Genomic DNA, 16,461 nt, shown 5'->3' on the forward strand with positions numbered 1-16,461 from the left:
CATTGGACGGGACGGTGGCGCGGCACAGGCCGCGAAAGCGGACGATTTTACGTTCGCGGGAGGGCAACTCTCCCACAGCCGCTCGGGATGCCGGCTGCCGCAACAGCCCGCGCGGACGTGGGACAAAGCCCGGCCCCGCGCGCTTTTTTGCGTTTCCCGCCGCTTTCGGCACTTTCCTGCGCTTTCCCCCTCTCTCACTGCATGGCACCGCCCCACATCGGACCCGACACTTCCTTTTTCATCGTGCTCAATGCCGGCTCCGGCAGCGAGAGCGCCGCGCAGGCCCGCCAGGTCATCGACGACGCCTTCGCGGCAGACGGCCGCCGGCACCGCGTGTTCCTCGTGGACGGCCCCGGCCGCGTGCAGGCGCTGGCGCGCGAAGCGGTCGAGCGCGCCCGGGCCGTGGGCGGCGTGGTGGTGGCCGCGGGCGGCGACGGCACCATCAACGCCGTGGCCCAGGCCACGCTGGGCAGTGGCTGCCCTTTCGGCGTGCTGCCGCAGGGCACCTTCAACTATTTCAGCCGCACCCACGGCATCCCGCGCGACACGGCGCAGGCGCTGCAGGTATTGCTGACACAACAGCCGCGGCCCGTGCAGGTGGGGCTGGTGAACGACCGCGTGTTCCTCGTCAATGCCAGCATGGGCCTGTATGCCGACCTGCTGGAAGAGCGCGAAACCCACAAGGCGCGCTTCGGCCGCCACCGCTGGATCGCCTTCTACTCGGGCCTGCTGACCGTGCTGCGCGGGCGCCATCGTCACTGGCAGCTGCGCATTGCCTCGCACGGCCACGAGCGCGACATCCGCACGCCCACGCTGTTCGTGGGCAACAACCCGCTGCAGCTGATGCAGGCGGGCGTCGAGCACGCCGAGGCGCCCGAGCAGGGCCAGCTGACGGCGGTGGCGCTCAAGCCGGTCGGCCTGCTGGCGATGCCGGGGCTGCTGGTGCGCGGCGCGCTCGGGCGGCTGGGCGACGCCGACGAGGTGCTGAGCTTTCCCTTCGAGTCGATGACGGTGAAAGCCGGCCGGCTGCGCACGCCGCGCCGCGTGAAGATCGCGACCGACGGCGAGATCGACTGGGTCGACATGCCCCTGCTGTTCCGCGTGGCGCCCGACCCGCTGTGGCTGGTGCGGCCCGACAGCGCGCCCGAGCTGGAGGCGGCGCGGCCATGAGCTGCCTGCTGCAAGTGTCCGACCCGCACTTCGGCACCGAGCAGCCCGAGGTGCTGCAGGCGCTCGAACGCCTCGCGCACGCGCTGGCACCGCAGGCGGTGCTGCTGTCGGGCGACATCACGCAGCGCGCCACGCGCCGCCAGTTCGCGGCGGCGCGCGCTTTCGCCGACCGGCTCGCGGCGCCGGTGGTCGCGATTCCGGGCAACCACGACATTCCGCTGTGCCAGCTGGCGGCGCGCGTCTTTGCGCCCTACGGTCGCTACGCAGAAGCCTTCGGTCCTGATCTGGAGCCGGTGTTCGCCTGCGACGACTGGCTGGTGGTCACGGTCAACACGACGCGCTGGTACCGGCACGAAGACGGCGAGGTGTCGCTCGCGCAGGTCGAGCGCGTCGCGGCCCGGCTGGCGAGCGCCACGCCCCGGCAGGTGCGCGTGGTCGTGACGCACCAACCGGTGCTGGTGACGCGGCCTGAAGACCGACAGAACCGCTTGCACGGGCGCGAGGCGGCGGTGGCGCGCTGGACGGCGGCGGGCGCCGACCTGATCGTCGGCGGCCACATCCACCTGCCTTTCGTGCGCCCGCTGGACGAGCACTTTCAAGGCTGTCCGCCCACCGCCTGGGCGGTGCAGGCCGGCACCGCCGTGTCGACGCGCGTGCGCTGGGACGCGCCGAATTCGGTGAACGTGCTGCGCACGGAATCGACCGGCGACGGCGCGCAGCGCGTCTGCGTGGTCGAACGCTGGGACCACTCGGCAGCCGACAAGGCCTTCATGCCCGTTGACCTGTTACGGCTTCCGCTTGCCAGCCGCGCGGCGGGCCCTTAGGGTTGCGCCGCATGCCTTCAGCGGACACCCTTCTTCTTTCTTCTTCCCCCTTGATTCTTCTCGCACAACAGCTGGGCGAACACGCCCTGGCCTGGTTCGCGCTCGCGCTGACCGTGTCGGTGCTCGGCGCCGGCCTCGCCTGCCGGATGCTGCAGCGGCGCCATCCTTTGCCCGACACCGGCGAGCCCGATGAATCGCGCCTGGCGCTTGGTTTGGGCCTGGGCTTCGTGCTGATCCTTGCGGCGGCGGTGCTGGTCGCCTGGATCGCCTCGCACCTCGGCGACGGACGCACCATGGGCCGCGCCGACCAGGCGCTCGCCGACGCCATCGGCGCCCACGTGCCGTGGGGCGCGCTCGTGAGCTTCAGCTGGCTCACGCACCTGGGCGATGCGCAACTGCTCGCGCCCGTGTGCGGGGTGGTCGCGCTGCTGCTCTGGCGAAACGCGCACCGCGGGCTGGCACTGGGCTGGGTGACCGCGCTCGGCGGCATCGTGGTGCTGAACCCCGCGCTCAAACACATCTTCGCGCGGGCCCGGCCGGTGCATGACCACGGGCTGGCACTGGAAACGAGTTTCAGCTTTCCGAGCGGCCACAGCTCGGGCGCGATCGTGAGCTACGGGATGCTGCTGTACCTGGCGCTGCGGCTGCTGCCGGCGCGCTGGCATGTGCCGGCCGCCATGGCCGCGGTGGCGGCCATCGTCACCATCGCCTGCAGCCGGATCTTCCTGCAGGTGCACTTCGCGAGCGATGTCGCGGCCGGCCTGCTGACCGGTTTGGGCTGGCTGCTCGTGTGCGTGAGCAGCCTGGAATACGCGCGGCACCGCAAGCGCCGCACCGCGCGCTGACCTGAGATCAGTACTCCCAGAAGATGCGTTGCAGTTCCTTGGTGTTGTTGGTCTTGGTCAAAGCCACCATCGCCAGGATGCGTGCCTTCTGCGGGCGCAGGTCGTGCGCCACCACCCAGTCGTACTTGTCGTCGGGCTGCTCGGCGTTGCGGATCACGAAACCGTCGGGCACGCGCGAGCTGCGGATGACGATCACGCCGTCGGTGCGCGCCTTCTGCAGGTTCGGCACGATGCGGTCGGCCACCGAGCCATTGCCCGTGCCGCCGTGGATCAGCGCCTTGGCGCCGCTCTTGGCGATCGCATCGATGGCCACCGACGACACGCCTTCGTAGCCCATCGCGATCTCGACCGGCGGCAGCGCGGTGATGGTGTCGATATCGAACTCCGAGTTCATGGTGTGGCGCTTGACCGGTGCGCGGAACCAGTAGTTCTTGCCCTCGACGATCATGCCCAGCGGACCCCACTGGCTGGAGAACGCGCTGGTCTTGATGTTGACGTTCTTGCTCACGTCGCGGCCGCTGTCGATGTTGTCGCCCATCGTCACGAGCACGCCCTTGCCCATCGCGTCCTTGCTGCCCGCCACGTTCACGGCGTCGTACAGGTTGAGCGCACCGTCGGCCGACAGGGCCGTGCCCGGGCGCATCGAACCGACCACCACGATCGGCTTGTTGGTGTGCACGGTGAGCGTCAGGAAGTAGGCGGTTTCTTCCAGCGTGTCGGTGCCGTGGGTGATGACGATGCCGTCGACGTCCGACTGCTTGGACAGCGCCGAGACGCGCTTGGCCAGCGTCATCAGGTTGTCGTTGGTGAGGCTTTCGGAGGCCACCTGGAACACCTGCTCGCCGCGCACGTTGGCAACCTTGGCCAGCTCGGGCAGGCCGGCGATCAGCTTCTCGACGCCGACCTTGGCGGCCGCGTAGGTCGCGCTGTTGACGGCCGACGCGCCGGCACCGGCGATGGTGCCGCCGGTCGCCAGGATCACCACGTTGGGCAGCGCCTGCTGGGCCTGCGCGAGCGCGCTGGCCGCGAGCAGTACGGCACCGGCCGCGAAGGCACGGAAATGGGGAGAAAAGTACATACGGGCTCCTTGGTTTGAGAATGTTTCTCGAGGCGGCGAGGAAGATACATGAACCATGCCCGCGTGCAGGGCCGTCGCATGCCGGCATGGCATGCGGTCATGCGTGGCGCCTGAAAAGAGAAGAAGAAGGTTGCCGTTCGGCGCGGTCGGGCGACGGCGACACCGAAGCGCCGCCCGTTCAGCCCCGCCGGCGCCCCAGCGCGAAGGCGATGGCCATCACGGCCAGCGCCGTGATCCACAACGGCCACAGGCCGAACGGCGCCACCCAGCGCGCGAAGGGCGTGAGCCCGCGCCGGCCTTCGACCGGCGCTTCGAGCACGCCGCGCGTGAGGCGTGGCAGCTGGTGCGTGACGCGGCCTGCAGCGTCGATCACCACGGTGGCGCCGGTGTTGGTGGAACGCACCATCGGCCGCGCGAACTCGAGCGCGCGCATGCGCGAGATGGCCAGGTGCTGGTCGATGGCGGCCGAGTCGCCGAACCAGGCGATGTTGCTGACGTTGAGCAGGATGGTCGGCGCCGTGGCCTCGTCGCGGAAGTTCGCGCCGATCTCGTCGCCGAACAAGTCTTCGTAGCAGATGTTGGGCGCGATGCGCTGGCCCTGCCAGACGAAGGGCGCCTGCGCGAGCCCGCCGCGCTCGAAGTCGCCGAGCGGGATGCTCATCATGCGGATGAACCAGCGAAAGCCCGGCGGAATGAATTCGCCGAAGGGCACGAGGTGGTGCTTGCTGTACGCGTAAGGCTGCGTCGCGCCGGGCAGGAAACCCAGCACGGCGTTGCGGTACGTGCCGGGCCCGTCGCCGAGCGGCAGGCCGACGATGGCCGCCTGCTGCGTGCCCGGCTGGCCGTAGCGTTCCTGGATGGCGTCGAGGTAGCCGGCGGGCAACTGGCGCGGCAGCAGCGGCAGTGCGGTTTCGGGCGTGACCACAAGCTGGGCCTTGGCATCACGCAGCTGTTCGGCGTACCAGCGCAGTGCGGTTTCGATGCCGCCGCCCGGAATGAATTTCTCGTCCTGCGGAATGTTGCCCTGCAGCAGCGCAACCTGCAGCGTGCCGGCGGTGCCCTGCGCGCCGCGCGCATCAGCAGGCAGCGGCGAGACGATGTTGGGCAGCACGAAGACCGCGGCGAGCAGCACCGCGGCCAGCGCCGCCGGCACCACGCCGCGCAGCGGCAGGCGTCGCGCGACCAGCGCCACGGTCAGTGCCGCCGCCGCGCCGATGCCGTACACGCCGACCCACGGCGCCAGCGCGGCCAATGGGCCCTCAACGTGGGCATAGCCGCCCGCGCCCCAGGGAAAGCCGGTGAACCAGCTGCCGCGCACGAGCTCGGCCAGCGTCCACAGCGCGGCGAACACCAAGGCGCCCGCGATGCGCCCCGCCGGCCCGCGCACCACGAACCAGGCACAGGCCACGGCGTAGTAGAGCGCCAGTGCCGCGGCCAGCGCGAGCACGGCGATCACCGCCAGCGGCGCCGGCAGCCCGCCGTAGGTGTGCATCGAAATGAAGAGCCACCAGAAACTGCCGGTGAGCCACGCGGTCGCGAACACCCAGCCGTGCAGGCCGGCGCGGCGCCAGCCCGCGCCCTGCGCGCGCAGGCCGTCGAGCAACCAGACCAGCGCGGCCAGCGACAGCAGCTGCAACCACCACAACGGGCGGCCGTCGCCGGGCCATGCGATGGACAGGGCCTGCGCCACGCCCGCGAGGCCGAAGCCGAGCAGGCGCAGGAAACCGCTGGCGGCGGAGGAAGGGGAAGAAGATGGCGAGACGCGGGCCGGGGCCGCTGCTGCGGGCGCCGGCATCAGTCGGCCGCGTCGCCGCCGCGCGCCGGCGACACCCGGAACCAGCGCACCGCGCCGCCCTTGGTGTGCAGCACGACGAAGTCGAAGCCGCCGATGGCGTGGTGCTCGCCGCGCTTGGGCACGTGGCCCATCTCGTGCGCGATGAGTCCGCCGATGGTGTCGAAGTCTTCGCTCAGCTGTTCTTCGTTGAAGACGATGCCGAAAGCCTCGGCCACGCGCTCGATGGGCGTGTCGCCCGAGACGCGGTAGGTGTGGTCGGCCAGGCCGAAGATGTCGCCCTCGTCTTCGGCGATGTCGAACTCGTCTTCGATCTCGCCGACGATCTGCTCGAGCACGTCCTCGATGGTGATGAGGCCGGCCACGCGGCCGAACTCGTCGATGACGATGGCCAGGTGGTTGCGGTTGCCGCGGAACTCACGCAGCAGGTCGTTCAGGCCCTTGCTCTCGGGCACGAAGGTGGCCGGACGCAGCAGCGCGCGAATGTTCAGGCCCGGCGCGCGCTGCAGCTTGAGCAGGTCTTTCGCGAGCAGGATGCCGATGATGTTTTCTTTTTCGCCCTCGTAGACCGGAAAGCGCGAGTGCGCGGTCTGGATCACCGAGTGCAGCAGCGCATCGAAGGGCGCGTCGATGTTCACGAGGTCCATGCGCGGGGCGGCGACCATCACGTCGCCGGCCGTCATGTCGGCCATGCGCAGCACGCCTTCGAGCATCACGCGCGATTCGGCGCCGATCACTTCGTTGTCCTCGGCGTCGGCGAGGGTTTCGATCAGCTCGTCGCGTGAATCGGGGCCGGGGTGGATGAATTCGGCGAGCTTCTGGAGAAAGCCACGCTTGTCTTCCCGTTCAACGGGAGCGCGTTCAGGGTGAGGGTCGGCCACTGCGGGAGGGCGGAGTTGAAGAAAGGCAAGGATAACGGATTGCGCATGACAGGCTCTACCGTCCGGCCGGCATAGGCCGGCCCTGCCCGCTCAAGGTGCTGATTTGCCGCGGGCTTCGCGCATGCCGCTGCGCACTTCCTGCACGCTCGCGAGGAAGGCCCAGAACTGCTTGGCGCGGCTCTTGAGCGCGAAATCGACCGCAGCGTAGTGTTCCAGCGCGATCTCGCTCATGCGGCTGTCGAAGGTGGCGGTGGGCAGCTGCAGGTGGGCTTCCGACTCCGAGCCGCTGCGCACCACGGTGGCGCCGGCGTTGCGGGCGATCTTGAGCATGGCCGCGTTTTCGCTCAGCGCATGGATGAAGAGCATGCCCACGCCTTCGTTGCGCGCGGCCACCACGGCACGCTCGAACAGGCGCGCGCCGTAGCCGCGGCCGCGGGCATGCGCCGACACGGACACGCCGAACTCGGCGCAGTCGCTGTGCTCGTCGCCGGGCGCGTAGGCCACGTGCGCCATCGCGATCAGGTCGAGGCGGCGGTTGTAGATGCCGAACAGTTCGTCGCGGTCGAAGTCCAGGCCTTCGACGTAGCGCAAGACCTGTTCGTCGGCCGCGGCATAGCCGAAGCGCAGGTAGCGGTCGTGCGGGGTCAGGTCGAGCAGGTGGCGCGCGATGCGCTCGCGTTCGCGCGGGCCGATCGAGCGGATCGGCACCATGACGGGCGGTGGCGCGCTGACGGCGCGCGGCTGCGCTTCAACCATCGGCGCCTTCAGGAAAGAGCCGAGGCCGAGAGACGCTTTGAGGAGGGTCTTGGCGGTAAGCATGGTTCAAATGTAAGGGTTTTCCCTTAATCACCAAGCCCATCAGGACACTTTCTGGACGCATTCGTGACTCGATACCAGAGCCCGTGGTCTTTACGCAACCAATTTGTGGTTAAACGGGCACAGATGTTGTGGCTTTGACACGATCGAGCACAAAGCTGGTCTTGCAGTCTTGGACGCTGGGGTGCTTGAGCAGGGTGTCCATGATGAAGCGGCTGTAGTGCGCCATGTCGGCCACCACGACGCGCAGCAGGTAGTCCATGTCGCCGGTGAGCGCGGCGCACTCGACCACCTCGGGCCAGGTCTGTACGCTGGCGCGGAACAGGTCCATGGGGTTGCGCTTGTGGCTTTCGGTGTGCTTTTCGAGCCGCACGTTCAGGTAGGCGGTGAGGCCCAGGCCGACCGCCTCAGGCTGAACCAGGGCCACGTAGCGGTCGATGACCTTGTGCTCTTCAAGCCGCTTGACCCGCCGCAGCACGGCGCTGGGCGACAGGCTGACCTGCTCGGCGATCTGGTCGTAGGTGGCGCGGCCGTCTGCTTGCAGCATGCGCAGAATGAGTCGATCGATCTTGTCGAGTGCTTCCATTTCGCCATTTTTGCAGTTTTCATGCGTCATGACCATCAGAGGCGCCCAGAAACGCAGAAAACCTGAAAGCCTTCCGACCTACAGTGCAGCACGGCCCGAATCCGGGCCTTTGTTTTCCTTTCTGCACAACTTTCCCCACTTTTCGGAGACAGCACCCATGAGCCACACCGACGCCCCCGCCTTCACGCCCTGGGAGAACCCGATGGGCACCGACGGTTTCGAATTCATCGAATACGCGGCACCCGATCCGGTCGCGATGGGCCAGGTGTTCGAGCGCATGGGCTTCGTGGCCATCGCCAAGCACCGCCACAAGAACGTGCTGCTGTACCGCCAGGGCACGATCAACTTCATCCTGAACGCCGAGCCCGATTCGTTCGCCCAGCGTTTCGCACGCGAGCACGGCCCGAGCGTGTGCGCCATCGCCTTCCGCGTGCAGGACGCCAAGCAGGCCTACGAGCGCGCCACCGCGCTGGGCGCCTGGGGCTTCGCCGACAAGGCCGGCCCGGGCGAGCTGAACATTCCCGCAATCAAGGGCATCGGCGACAGCCTGATCTACCTGGTGGACCGCTGGCCCGGCAAGAACGGCGCGCAGCCGGGCGACATCGGCAACATCGGCTTCTACGACGTGGACTTCGAGGCGCTGCCGGGCGTGTCGTCGCAGGACGCGCTCACGCGCAAGGGCAACGGCCTGACCTACATCGACCACCTGACGCACAACGTGTACCGCGGCCGCATGGACGTGTGGGCGAACTTCTACGAGAAGCTCTTCAACTTCCGCGAAGTGAAGTACTTCGACATCGAAGGCCAGGTGACGGGCGTGAAGAGCAAGGCCATGACCAGCCCCTGCGGCAAGATCCGCATCCCGATCAACGAAGAGGGCAAGGAACAGGCCGGCCAGATCCAGGAGTACCTGGACATGTACAAGGGCGAGGGCATCCAGCACATCGCCATGGGCTCGGACGACCTGTACGAGAGCGTCGACGCGCTGCGCGCCAACGGCGTGACGCTGCTGGACACCATCGACACGTACTACGAGCTGATCGACAAGCGCATTCCCGAGCACGGCGAAAGCGTGGCCGAGCTGAAGAAACGCAAGATCCTGATCGACGGCAAGAAGGACGCACTGCTGCTGCAGATCTTCAGTGAGAACCAGCTGGGCCCGATCTTCTTCGAGTTCATCCAGCGCAAGGGCGACGACGGCTTCGGCAACGGCAACTTCAAGGCGCTGTTCGAGAGCATCGAGCTCGACCAGATGCGCCGCGGCGTGCTGAGCGCCGCAAAATAAGGCGCTTCACCACTGCCCTGGAGCCCGGCATGCGCCACGCGTCTTCTTCGACTGTCGTCACTTCCTTCGTCGCGGCAGCCGCCGCTGCGGTCGTGCTCTCGGGCTGTGCCTCGGCGCCGCCTGCGGCCGGCCCGGGTGCCTCGCACCTGGACACGGTGCAGAAGGCGGCGGTGCTGCTCATCTGCACGCCGGGCGACTACCGGCCCTTCAGCTTCCAGAAGGCCGACGCCTCGTTCGAAGGCATCGACGTCGACCTGATGGCGGGCTTCAGCGCCAGCCTCGGCGCCAAGCCCGAGTGGGTCAAGACGACCTGGGCCAACCTGCTGCCCGACCTGGCTGCAGGCAAGTGCGACATCGCCGTGGGCGGCGTGTCGGTGACCACCGACCGCCAGAAGCGCGCCTTCTTCAGCGCGCCCTACATGGTCAACGGCAAGACGCCCATCGCGCGCTGCGCCGACGTGGCCAAGTACCAGAGCGTAGCGGCCATCGACCAGCCGTCGACCCGCGTGATCTTCAATCCGGGCGGCAGCAACGAACGCTTCGCCCGCACCAATTTCAAGCAGGCCAAGCTCACGCTGCACGGCGAGAACGTCACGATCTTCGACGAGATCCTGGCCAACCGCGTCGACGTGTTCGTCACCGAATCGGCCGAAGCCATCACGCAGCAGAAGCTCAAGCCCGGGCTGTGCGCGGTGAACCCCGACAAGCCGCTGCAGTACGGCGAGATGGCCTGGATGCTGCCGCGCGACGACGTGGCTTTCAAATCGTATGTCGACCAATGGCTGCACCTGCAGCAAGCCGGCGGCGACTTCCAGCGCGTGATGGACCGCTGGCTCAAATAACCCGAGAAACCGGACGCCCCATGGATACCCCCGCCGCCGTTGTCACCCCCGCCGTCTATGGCGCCTCCGATCGCCCGCCGCGCGGCGACTACTCGCGCGGCGGTTCGGTGCAAGCCGACTACACCTGCCCGCAAGACTGGGCCAGCTACACGGCAGCCGACCACGACACCTACAAGCGGCTGTACGAACGCCAGGCCGCGCAGCTGCCGGGCCTGGCCTGCGACGCCTTCATCCAGGCGCTGCCGCTGCTCGGCGTGAAAGACCGCATCCCGCGCTTCGAGGAGCTCAACGAGCGCCTGCACCGCGCCACCGGCTGGGAGATCGTGGCGGTGCCGGGGCTGATTCCCGAGCTGCCCTTCTTCACGTTGCTGGCGAACCGCAAGTTCCCCGTGACCGACTGGATCCGCAAGCCCGAAGAGTTCGACTACATCGTCGAGCCCGATGTGTTCCACGATCTGTTCGGCCACGTGCCGATGCTGTTCGACCCGACCTTCGCCGACTACGTGCAGCGCTACGGCCAGGGCGGCATGAAGGCACACGAGCTGGGTGCCGGCGAGAAGCTGGCGCGCCTGTACTGGTACACGGTCGAGTTCGGCCTGATCCGCCAGCCCGAGGGCCTGCGCGCCTACGGCGCCGGCATCCTGAGTTCGGTCGGCGAGCTGCAGCACGCGGTGCGCAGCCCCGAGCCGCACCGCCTGCCGCTCGACCTGCTGCGCACCATGCGCACGCAATACAAGATCGACACCTACCAGGCCAACTACTTCGTGATCGAGAACTTCGCGCAGCTCTTCGATCTCACGGCACCCGACTTCACGCCGCTGTACCGCGCGCTCGAAGTCGAGGCCGACATCCCGGCCGGCGTGCTGCTGCCGGGCGAATCCGGCAACGCCTGATCGCATCGCAATGACCCGGGCGCACACGGCGGCTATCGCCTGCGCGACACCCGGCATGCGCCCCTAGGACAAGCCCGCTGGCGGGTGGGAGGCATTGGCTCCCACAATCCGCGCCAAAGGAGCTTGCATGCAGACATCCGCGCAACAGAACTATCCGGCCGGCGTGCCGCACGAGATTCATCCGGAGCAGTACCGCTCCCTGCCTCACATGTTCGACGAGGCCTTCGGCCGCTACAAGGACCGGCCGTTTTCGGTCTGCATGGAGCGCTGGATGTCGTACGGCGAGCTCGACGAGCTCTCCAAAGCGATGGGGGCCTGGCTGCAGTCGCGTGGCCTCGAGCCCGGCGCGCGGGTGGCGATCATGCTGCCCAACGTGCCTCAGTTTGCGGTCACGATGTGTGCCGTGCTGCGCGCGGGCTACACCTGCGTGAACGTCAACCCGCTGTACACGGCGCGCGAGCTGGAACACCAGCTCAAGGACTCCGGCGCCACGGCCATCGTCGTCCTCGAGAACTTTGCCGCCACGCTCGAGCAGGTGATCGAGCGCACGCCGGTCAAGCACGTGGTGATGACCGCGATGGGCGACCTGCTCGGCGGGCTGTACGGCACGTGGATCACGGTGGCCGTGCGCCACCTGGCCAAGATGGTGCCGCCCTACAAGCTGCCGCTGAGCGAAGGCCGTACGGTCACGCCGTTCAAGCAAGCGATTGCCGATGGCCGCGGGCGCACGCTCGGACCCGACCAGAGCACGCTCGATTCCATCGCCTTCCTGCAGTACACGGGTGGCACCACCGGTTTGTCGAAGGGTGCGGTGCTGACCCACCGCAACATCGTCGCCGCCACGCTGCAAGCCGAAGCCTGGTTCACACCGGCGCTGGCGCGGGCCGGCGACCTCGCGAAGGTCAACAGCATCGCGGCGCTGCCGCTGTATCACATCTTCGCGCTGACGCTGTGCCTGCTGGTGATCCGCCAGGGCTCGCACATGACGCTGATTCCGAACCCGCGCGACTTCAACAAGTTCGTCGCTGTGCTGAAGAAGCGGCCCTTCCACATGCTGCCGGCCGTGAACACCTTGTTCAACGCGCTGCTGATGCACCCGGAGTTCAAGACGGTCGACTTCTCCACGCTGTTCGTGTCGCAGGCCGGCGGCATGGCGGCCTCCGAAGGCACGGCGCGCAAGTGGTTCGAGGCCACCGGCTGCCCGATGATCGAAGGCTGGGGCATGAGCGAAACCTGCGCGATCGGCACCAACAACCCGGTGTCGAACACGAAGTTCACGGGCACCATCGGCCTGCCGTTGCCGAGCATTGAGATCGCGATCAAAGACGATGAAGGCCAATCGCTGCCGATCGGCCAGGCGGGCGAACTCTGCATCAAGGGTCCGAACGTGATGACCGGCTACTACAACCAGCCCGCCGAGACGGCGGCCGCCTTCACGGCCGACGGCTTCATGCGCACCGGCGACATCGCCGTGATGCAGGAAGACGGCTACAGCCGGATCGTCGACCGCAAGAAGGACATGATTCTCGTGAGCGGTTTCAACGTGTTCCCCAACGAGCTGGAGAACGTGATCTCGCTGTGCCCGGGGGTTGTCGAATGCGCGGCGGTCGGCGTGCCGGACGAGAAGCAAGGCGAAGCCATCAAGGTCTTCGTGGTCCGCAGGGACCCGACGCTGACGGAAGACGCCGTGCTCCAGTATTGCAACGGACAGCTCACCGGCTACAAGCGGCCGAAGCACATCGAGTTCCGCGAGTCGCTGCCCAAGACCAACGTGGGGAAGATCCTGCGGCGCGAGCTGCGCACCAGCGCCGGTGCCTGACGGCGTGGGGCACGGGGAAGCCAGCGCCGGACTGCCGGCGAATGTCGTCGTGTTCGAACGGGGCTGGCTGTCGTCGAACAACATCCTGTTCGTCGGCGCGCGGGAAACGGCGCTGGTGGACACGGGGTATGCCACGCACGCCGATCAGACGCTGGCCTTGGTGGAGTCTGTGTTGGGAGAGCGTCCGCTTGATCGGGTACTGAACACGCATCTGCACAGTGATCACTGTGGGGGGAATGCGGCTTTGCAGCAGCGCTATCCGTCGATGCGAACGGACATTCCGCCTGGAGAAGCGGCGCTGGTCGAGCGATGGGATGCGCAAGGTCTGAGTTTTCTTGCAACGGGGCAGAGTTGCCCGCGTTTTGGCTTCACTGGATTGCTCGAGCCAGGCACTGAATGCCTGCTGGGAGACAGCGCGTGGCAAGTGCATGGCGCTCCGGGCCACGATCCGCATTCGGTGATCCTGTTCGATCCGGTGTCGCGGACCCTGATTTCAGCAGATGCGCTGTGGGAAAACGGGTTCGGCATCGCCTTTCCCGAGCTGATGGGCGAACCTTCGTTCGGAGATATCGCAGCTACGCTCGATTTGATCGAGAAGTTGGCACCCCTGCAGGTGATTCCAGGTCATGGCGGAGTCTTTGTCGATGTCGACCGAGCTTTGGAGACGGCGCGCCGGCGTTTAGCTGGCTTGCAGCGAGACCCGATCAAGCACGCGCGCCATGCGATGAAGGTGTTGATGAAGTTCAAGCTGCTGGAGTTGCATGCGGTGTCGCACGCTGAGTGGGGAGCGTGGCTTGAGGGCACGCCGTATTTCGAGCTGATTCGAGCTCGATTCTTTGCGGGTGAGACGCTGGTCGATCTGACGGCGGACTTGCTGTCGGAGCTGATTGCAGTTGGCGCAGCGCAATCCGATGCTTTGGGAGTTCGCAACGCCTGATTGGCCGTTGTTTGCCGCAATAAAAAAGCGCCACCTCTTTCGAGTTGGCGCTTTTTCTTTGTCTGTCTATTCGCTTGTTCTTGTTTTGCGAGCTCTTCGTCCTTGCGTCGCGCAAAGCAAAAAACCCCAGTCATTGCTGACTGGGGTTTTCTGGGCTGTAAGAGCCTGACGATGACCTACTTTCACACGGGAACCCGCACTATCATCGGCGCTGATTCGTTTCACTGTCCTGTTCGGGATGGGAAGGAGTGGTACCAAATCGCTATGGTCATCAGGCATAAAGGGTTGTCCGATTGATCACACGATCAATCAAACGAATTCATAGAGTTTGGAATCAGCTTTTGGCGAATTATTTTGAATGCGTCAACTTGGCATAACACCTTGATCAGATTGATCAAAGTTATAGGGTCAAGCCGCACGAGCAATTAGTATCAGTTAGCTTAACGCATTACTGCGCTTCCACACCTGACCTATCAACGTCCTGGTCTTGAACGACTCTTTAGGGGGCTCAAGGCCCCGGCAGATCTCATCTTGAAACGAGTTTCCCGCTTAGATGCTTTCAGCGGTTATCTCTTCCACACTTAGCTACTCGGCAATGCCACTGGCGTGACAACCGATACACCAGAGGTGTGTCCACTCCGGTCCTCTCGTACTAGGAGCAGGCTTCCTCAAATCTGCAGCGCCCACGGAAGATAGGGACCAAACTGTCTCACGACGTTTTAAACCCAGCTCACGTACCTCTTTAAATGGCGAACAGCCATACCCTTGGGACCGGCTACAGCCCCAGGATGAGATGAGCCGACATCGAGGTGCCAAACACCGCCGTCGATATGAACTCTTGGGCGGTATCAGCCTGTTATCCCCAGAGTACCTTTTATCCGTTGAGCGATGGCCCTTCCATACAGAACCACCGGATCACTATGTCCTGCTTTCGCATCTGCTCGACTTGTCAGTCTCGCAGTTAAGCACGCTTATGCCATTGCACTATCGTCACGATGTCCGACCGTAACTAGCGTACCTTCGAACTCCTCCGTTACGCTTTGGGAGGAGACCGCCCCAGTCAAACTGCCTACCATGCACTGTCCCCGATCCAGATAATGGACCTAGGTTAGAACCTCAAACACACCAGGGTGGTATTTCAACGTTGGCTCCACAAGATCTAGCGACCCTGCTTCAAAGCCTCCCACCTATCCTACACAGATCTGTTCAAAGTCCAATACAAAGCTACAGTAAAGGTTCATGGGGTCTTTCCGTCTTTCCGCGGGGAGATTGCATCATCACAAACATTTCAACTTCGCTGAGTCTCAGGAGGAGACAGTGTGGCCATCGTTACGCCATTCGTGCAGGTCGGAACTTACCCGACAAGGAATTTCGCTACCTTAGGACCGTTATAGTTACGGCCGCCGTTTACTGGGACTTCAATCAAGAGCTTGCACCCCATCATTTAATCTTCCAGCACCGGGCAGGCGTCACACCCTATACGTCCACTTTCGTGTTTGCAGAGTGCTGTGTTTTTAATAAACAGTCGCAGCCACCGATTTTTTGCAACCCATTCATGCTTCGTTGTTCACTACACACTAATAGGGCACACCTTCTTCCGAAGTTACGGTGTCAATTTGCCGAGTTCCTTCTCCTGAGTTCTCTCAAGCGCCTTAGAATACTCATCTCGCGCACCAGTGTCGGTTTGCGGTACGGTCGTTGTTAGCTGAAGCTTAGTGGCTTTTCCTGGAACCTCGTTCAGTCACTTCACGGACAAGTCCGCTCGATCGTTGGCCTCGGTATATGTGCACCGGATTTGCCTAATGCACGCCTACATCCAACTAAACCAGAATAATCCAATAACTGGATGACCTATTAAGATCCGTCCCCACATCGCACTAACAATCGGTACAGGAATATTGACCTGTTTCCCATCAGCTACGCATCTCTGCCTCGCCTTAGGGGCCGACTCACTCTACGCCGATGAACGTTGCGTAGAAAACCTTGCGCTTACGGCGAGGGGGCTTTTCACCCCCTTTAACGCTACTCATGTCAGCATTCGCACTTCTGATACCTCCAGCACGCTTTACAACGCACCTTCACAGGCTTACAGAACGCTCTCCTACCACTTGCAATAAATTGCAAATCCGCAGCTTCGGTAACTGGCTTAGCCCCGTTACATCTTCCGCGCAGGACGACTCGATCAGTGAGCTATTACGCTTTCTTTAAATGATGGCTGCTTCTAAGCCAACATCCTGACTGTTTTAGCCTTCCCACTTCGTTTCCCACTTAGCCAATTTTAGGGACCTTAGCTGGCGGTCTGGGTTGTTTCCCTCTTGAGTCCGGACGTTAGCACCCGGTGCTCTGTCTCCCAAGCTGTACTCATCGGTATTCGGAGTTTGCCTTGGTTTGGTAAGTCGCCATGACCCCCTAGCCAAAACAGTGCTCTACCCCCGATGGTAATACTTGAGGCACTACCTAAATAGTTTTCGGAGAGAACCAGCTATTTCCAAGTTTGTTTAGCCTTTCACCCCTATCCACAGCTCATCCGCTAGTTTTGCAACACTAGTCGGTTCGGACCTCCAGTACCTGTTACGGCACCTTCATCCTGGCCATGGATAGATCACTTGGTTTCGGGTCTACACCCAGCGACTGATCGCCCTATTCGGACTCGATTTCTCTACGGCTTCCCTATTCGGTTAACCTTGCCACTG

Annotated in this window: 13 protein-coding genes and 2 rRNA genes (1 of these 15 only partly in view); 8 read left to right on the plus strand and 7 right to left on the minus strand. The window is 64.6% G+C overall.

Translation table 11 applies throughout. The features are described from left to right. Positions 1-201 precede the first annotated feature (201 nt). From CLU95_RS11660 to CLU95_RS11670, 3 genes are read left to right on the plus strand one after another with little or no spacing between them, the layout of a single operon-like run. Positions 202-1,170: a diacylglycerol/lipid kinase family protein gene (locus CLU95_RS11660; protein ID WP_099793249.1), complete on the plus strand. Its 969-nt coding sequence runs from the start codon at positions 202-204 to the stop codon at positions 1,168-1,170. Next, positions 1,167-1,994, plus strand: coding sequence for a metallophosphoesterase family protein (locus CLU95_RS11665; protein WP_099793251.1), 828 nt, complete (start codon positions 1,167-1,169; stop codon positions 1,992-1,994). The genes CLU95_RS11660 and CLU95_RS11665 overlap by 4 nt, the downstream gene beginning before the upstream one ends. A gap of 11 nt (positions 1,995-2,005) precedes the next feature. Continuing rightward, a complete protein-coding gene (locus tag CLU95_RS11670; protein WP_099797239.1) occupies positions 2,006-2,839 on the plus strand; it encodes a phosphatase PAP2 family protein in 834 nt (277 codons plus the stop codon). A gap of 7 nt (positions 2,840-2,846) precedes the next feature. Here CLU95_RS11670 and CLU95_RS11675 read toward each other — a convergent pair whose 3' ends face one another. The 5 genes from CLU95_RS11675 to CLU95_RS11695 form a co-directional block, all read right to left on the minus strand. Beyond that, on the minus strand, positions 2,847-3,917 hold the full coding sequence (locus tag CLU95_RS11675; RefSeq protein WP_099793253.1) for an asparaginase: 1,071 nt from the start codon (positions 3,915-3,917) through the stop codon (positions 2,847-2,849). A 178-nt stretch (positions 3,918-4,095) separates the two neighbouring features. Beyond that, positions 4,096-5,712: an apolipoprotein N-acyltransferase gene (gene lnt / locus CLU95_RS11680; protein WP_099793255.1), complete on the minus strand. Its 1,617-nt coding sequence runs from the start codon at positions 5,710-5,712 to the stop codon at positions 4,096-4,098. Continuing rightward, a complete protein-coding gene (locus tag CLU95_RS11685) occupies positions 5,712-6,590 on the minus strand; it encodes an HlyC/CorC family transporter (RefSeq protein WP_099793257.1) in 879 nt (292 codons plus the stop codon). The genes lnt and CLU95_RS11685 overlap by 1 nt, the downstream gene beginning before the upstream one ends. Positions 6,591-6,680: 90 nt before the next feature. Then, a complete protein-coding gene (locus tag CLU95_RS11690; protein ID WP_099793259.1) occupies positions 6,681-7,409 on the minus strand; it encodes a GNAT family N-acetyltransferase in 729 nt (242 codons plus the stop codon). Between the two features lie 109 nt (positions 7,410-7,518). Continuing rightward, positions 7,519-7,992, minus strand: a complete 474-nt coding sequence (locus CLU95_RS11695; RefSeq protein ID WP_099793261.1) for an Lrp/AsnC family transcriptional regulator — start codon at positions 7,990-7,992, stop codon at positions 7,519-7,521. A 157-nt stretch (positions 7,993-8,149) separates the two neighbouring features. Here CLU95_RS11695 and hppD point away from each other — a divergent pair, with 157 nt between their 5' ends. The 5 genes from hppD to CLU95_RS11720 all read left to right on the plus strand — a co-directional run bounded on the left by hppD (position 8,150) and on the right by CLU95_RS11720 (position 13,768). Continuing rightward, positions 8,150-9,277, plus strand: coding sequence for a 4-hydroxyphenylpyruvate dioxygenase (hppD, locus tag CLU95_RS11700; RefSeq protein WP_099793263.1), 1,128 nt, complete (start codon positions 8,150-8,152; stop codon positions 9,275-9,277). 29 nt (positions 9,278-9,306) lie between these two features. Further along, positions 9,307-10,119 carry a transporter substrate-binding domain-containing protein gene (locus CLU95_RS11705; protein ID WP_099793265.1) on the plus strand — a complete coding sequence of 271 codons (813 nt, stop codon included), beginning with the start codon at positions 9,307-9,309 and terminating at the stop codon, positions 10,117-10,119. 20 nt (positions 10,120-10,139) lie between these two features. Beyond that, positions 10,140-11,012 (plus strand): phenylalanine 4-monooxygenase, encoded by an 873-nt coding sequence (gene phhA, locus CLU95_RS11710; protein ID WP_099793267.1) that lies wholly within the window; start codon positions 10,140-10,142, stop codon positions 11,010-11,012. Positions 11,013-11,139: 127 nt separating this feature from the next. Continuing rightward, positions 11,140-12,831 carry an AMP-binding protein gene (locus CLU95_RS11715; protein ID WP_099793269.1) on the plus strand — a complete coding sequence of 564 codons (1,692 nt, stop codon included), beginning with the start codon at positions 11,140-11,142 and terminating at the stop codon, positions 12,829-12,831. Then, positions 12,824-13,768: an MBL fold metallo-hydrolase gene (locus tag CLU95_RS11720; protein WP_373668744.1), complete on the plus strand. Its 945-nt coding sequence runs from the start codon at positions 12,824-12,826 to the stop codon at positions 13,766-13,768. Before CLU95_RS11715 ends, CLU95_RS11720 begins: the two co-directional genes overlap by 8 nt. Positions 13,769-13,931: 163 nt before the next feature. On the opposite strand, the gene rrf is transcribed toward CLU95_RS11720, so the two are convergent. Together rrf and CLU95_RS11730 are read right to left on the minus strand one after the other, a co-directional pair. Further along, positions 13,932-14,044, minus strand: a 5S ribosomal RNA gene (rrf, locus tag CLU95_RS11725). Between the two features lie 128 nt (positions 14,045-14,172). Next, positions 14,173-16,461 (minus strand): 23S ribosomal RNA (locus CLU95_RS11730) (it continues 587 nt past the right edge of the window).

Source organism: Variovorax sp. 54, assembly GCF_002754375.1.
Lineage (GTDB): Bacteria > Pseudomonadota > Gammaproteobacteria > Burkholderiales > Burkholderiaceae_C > Variovorax.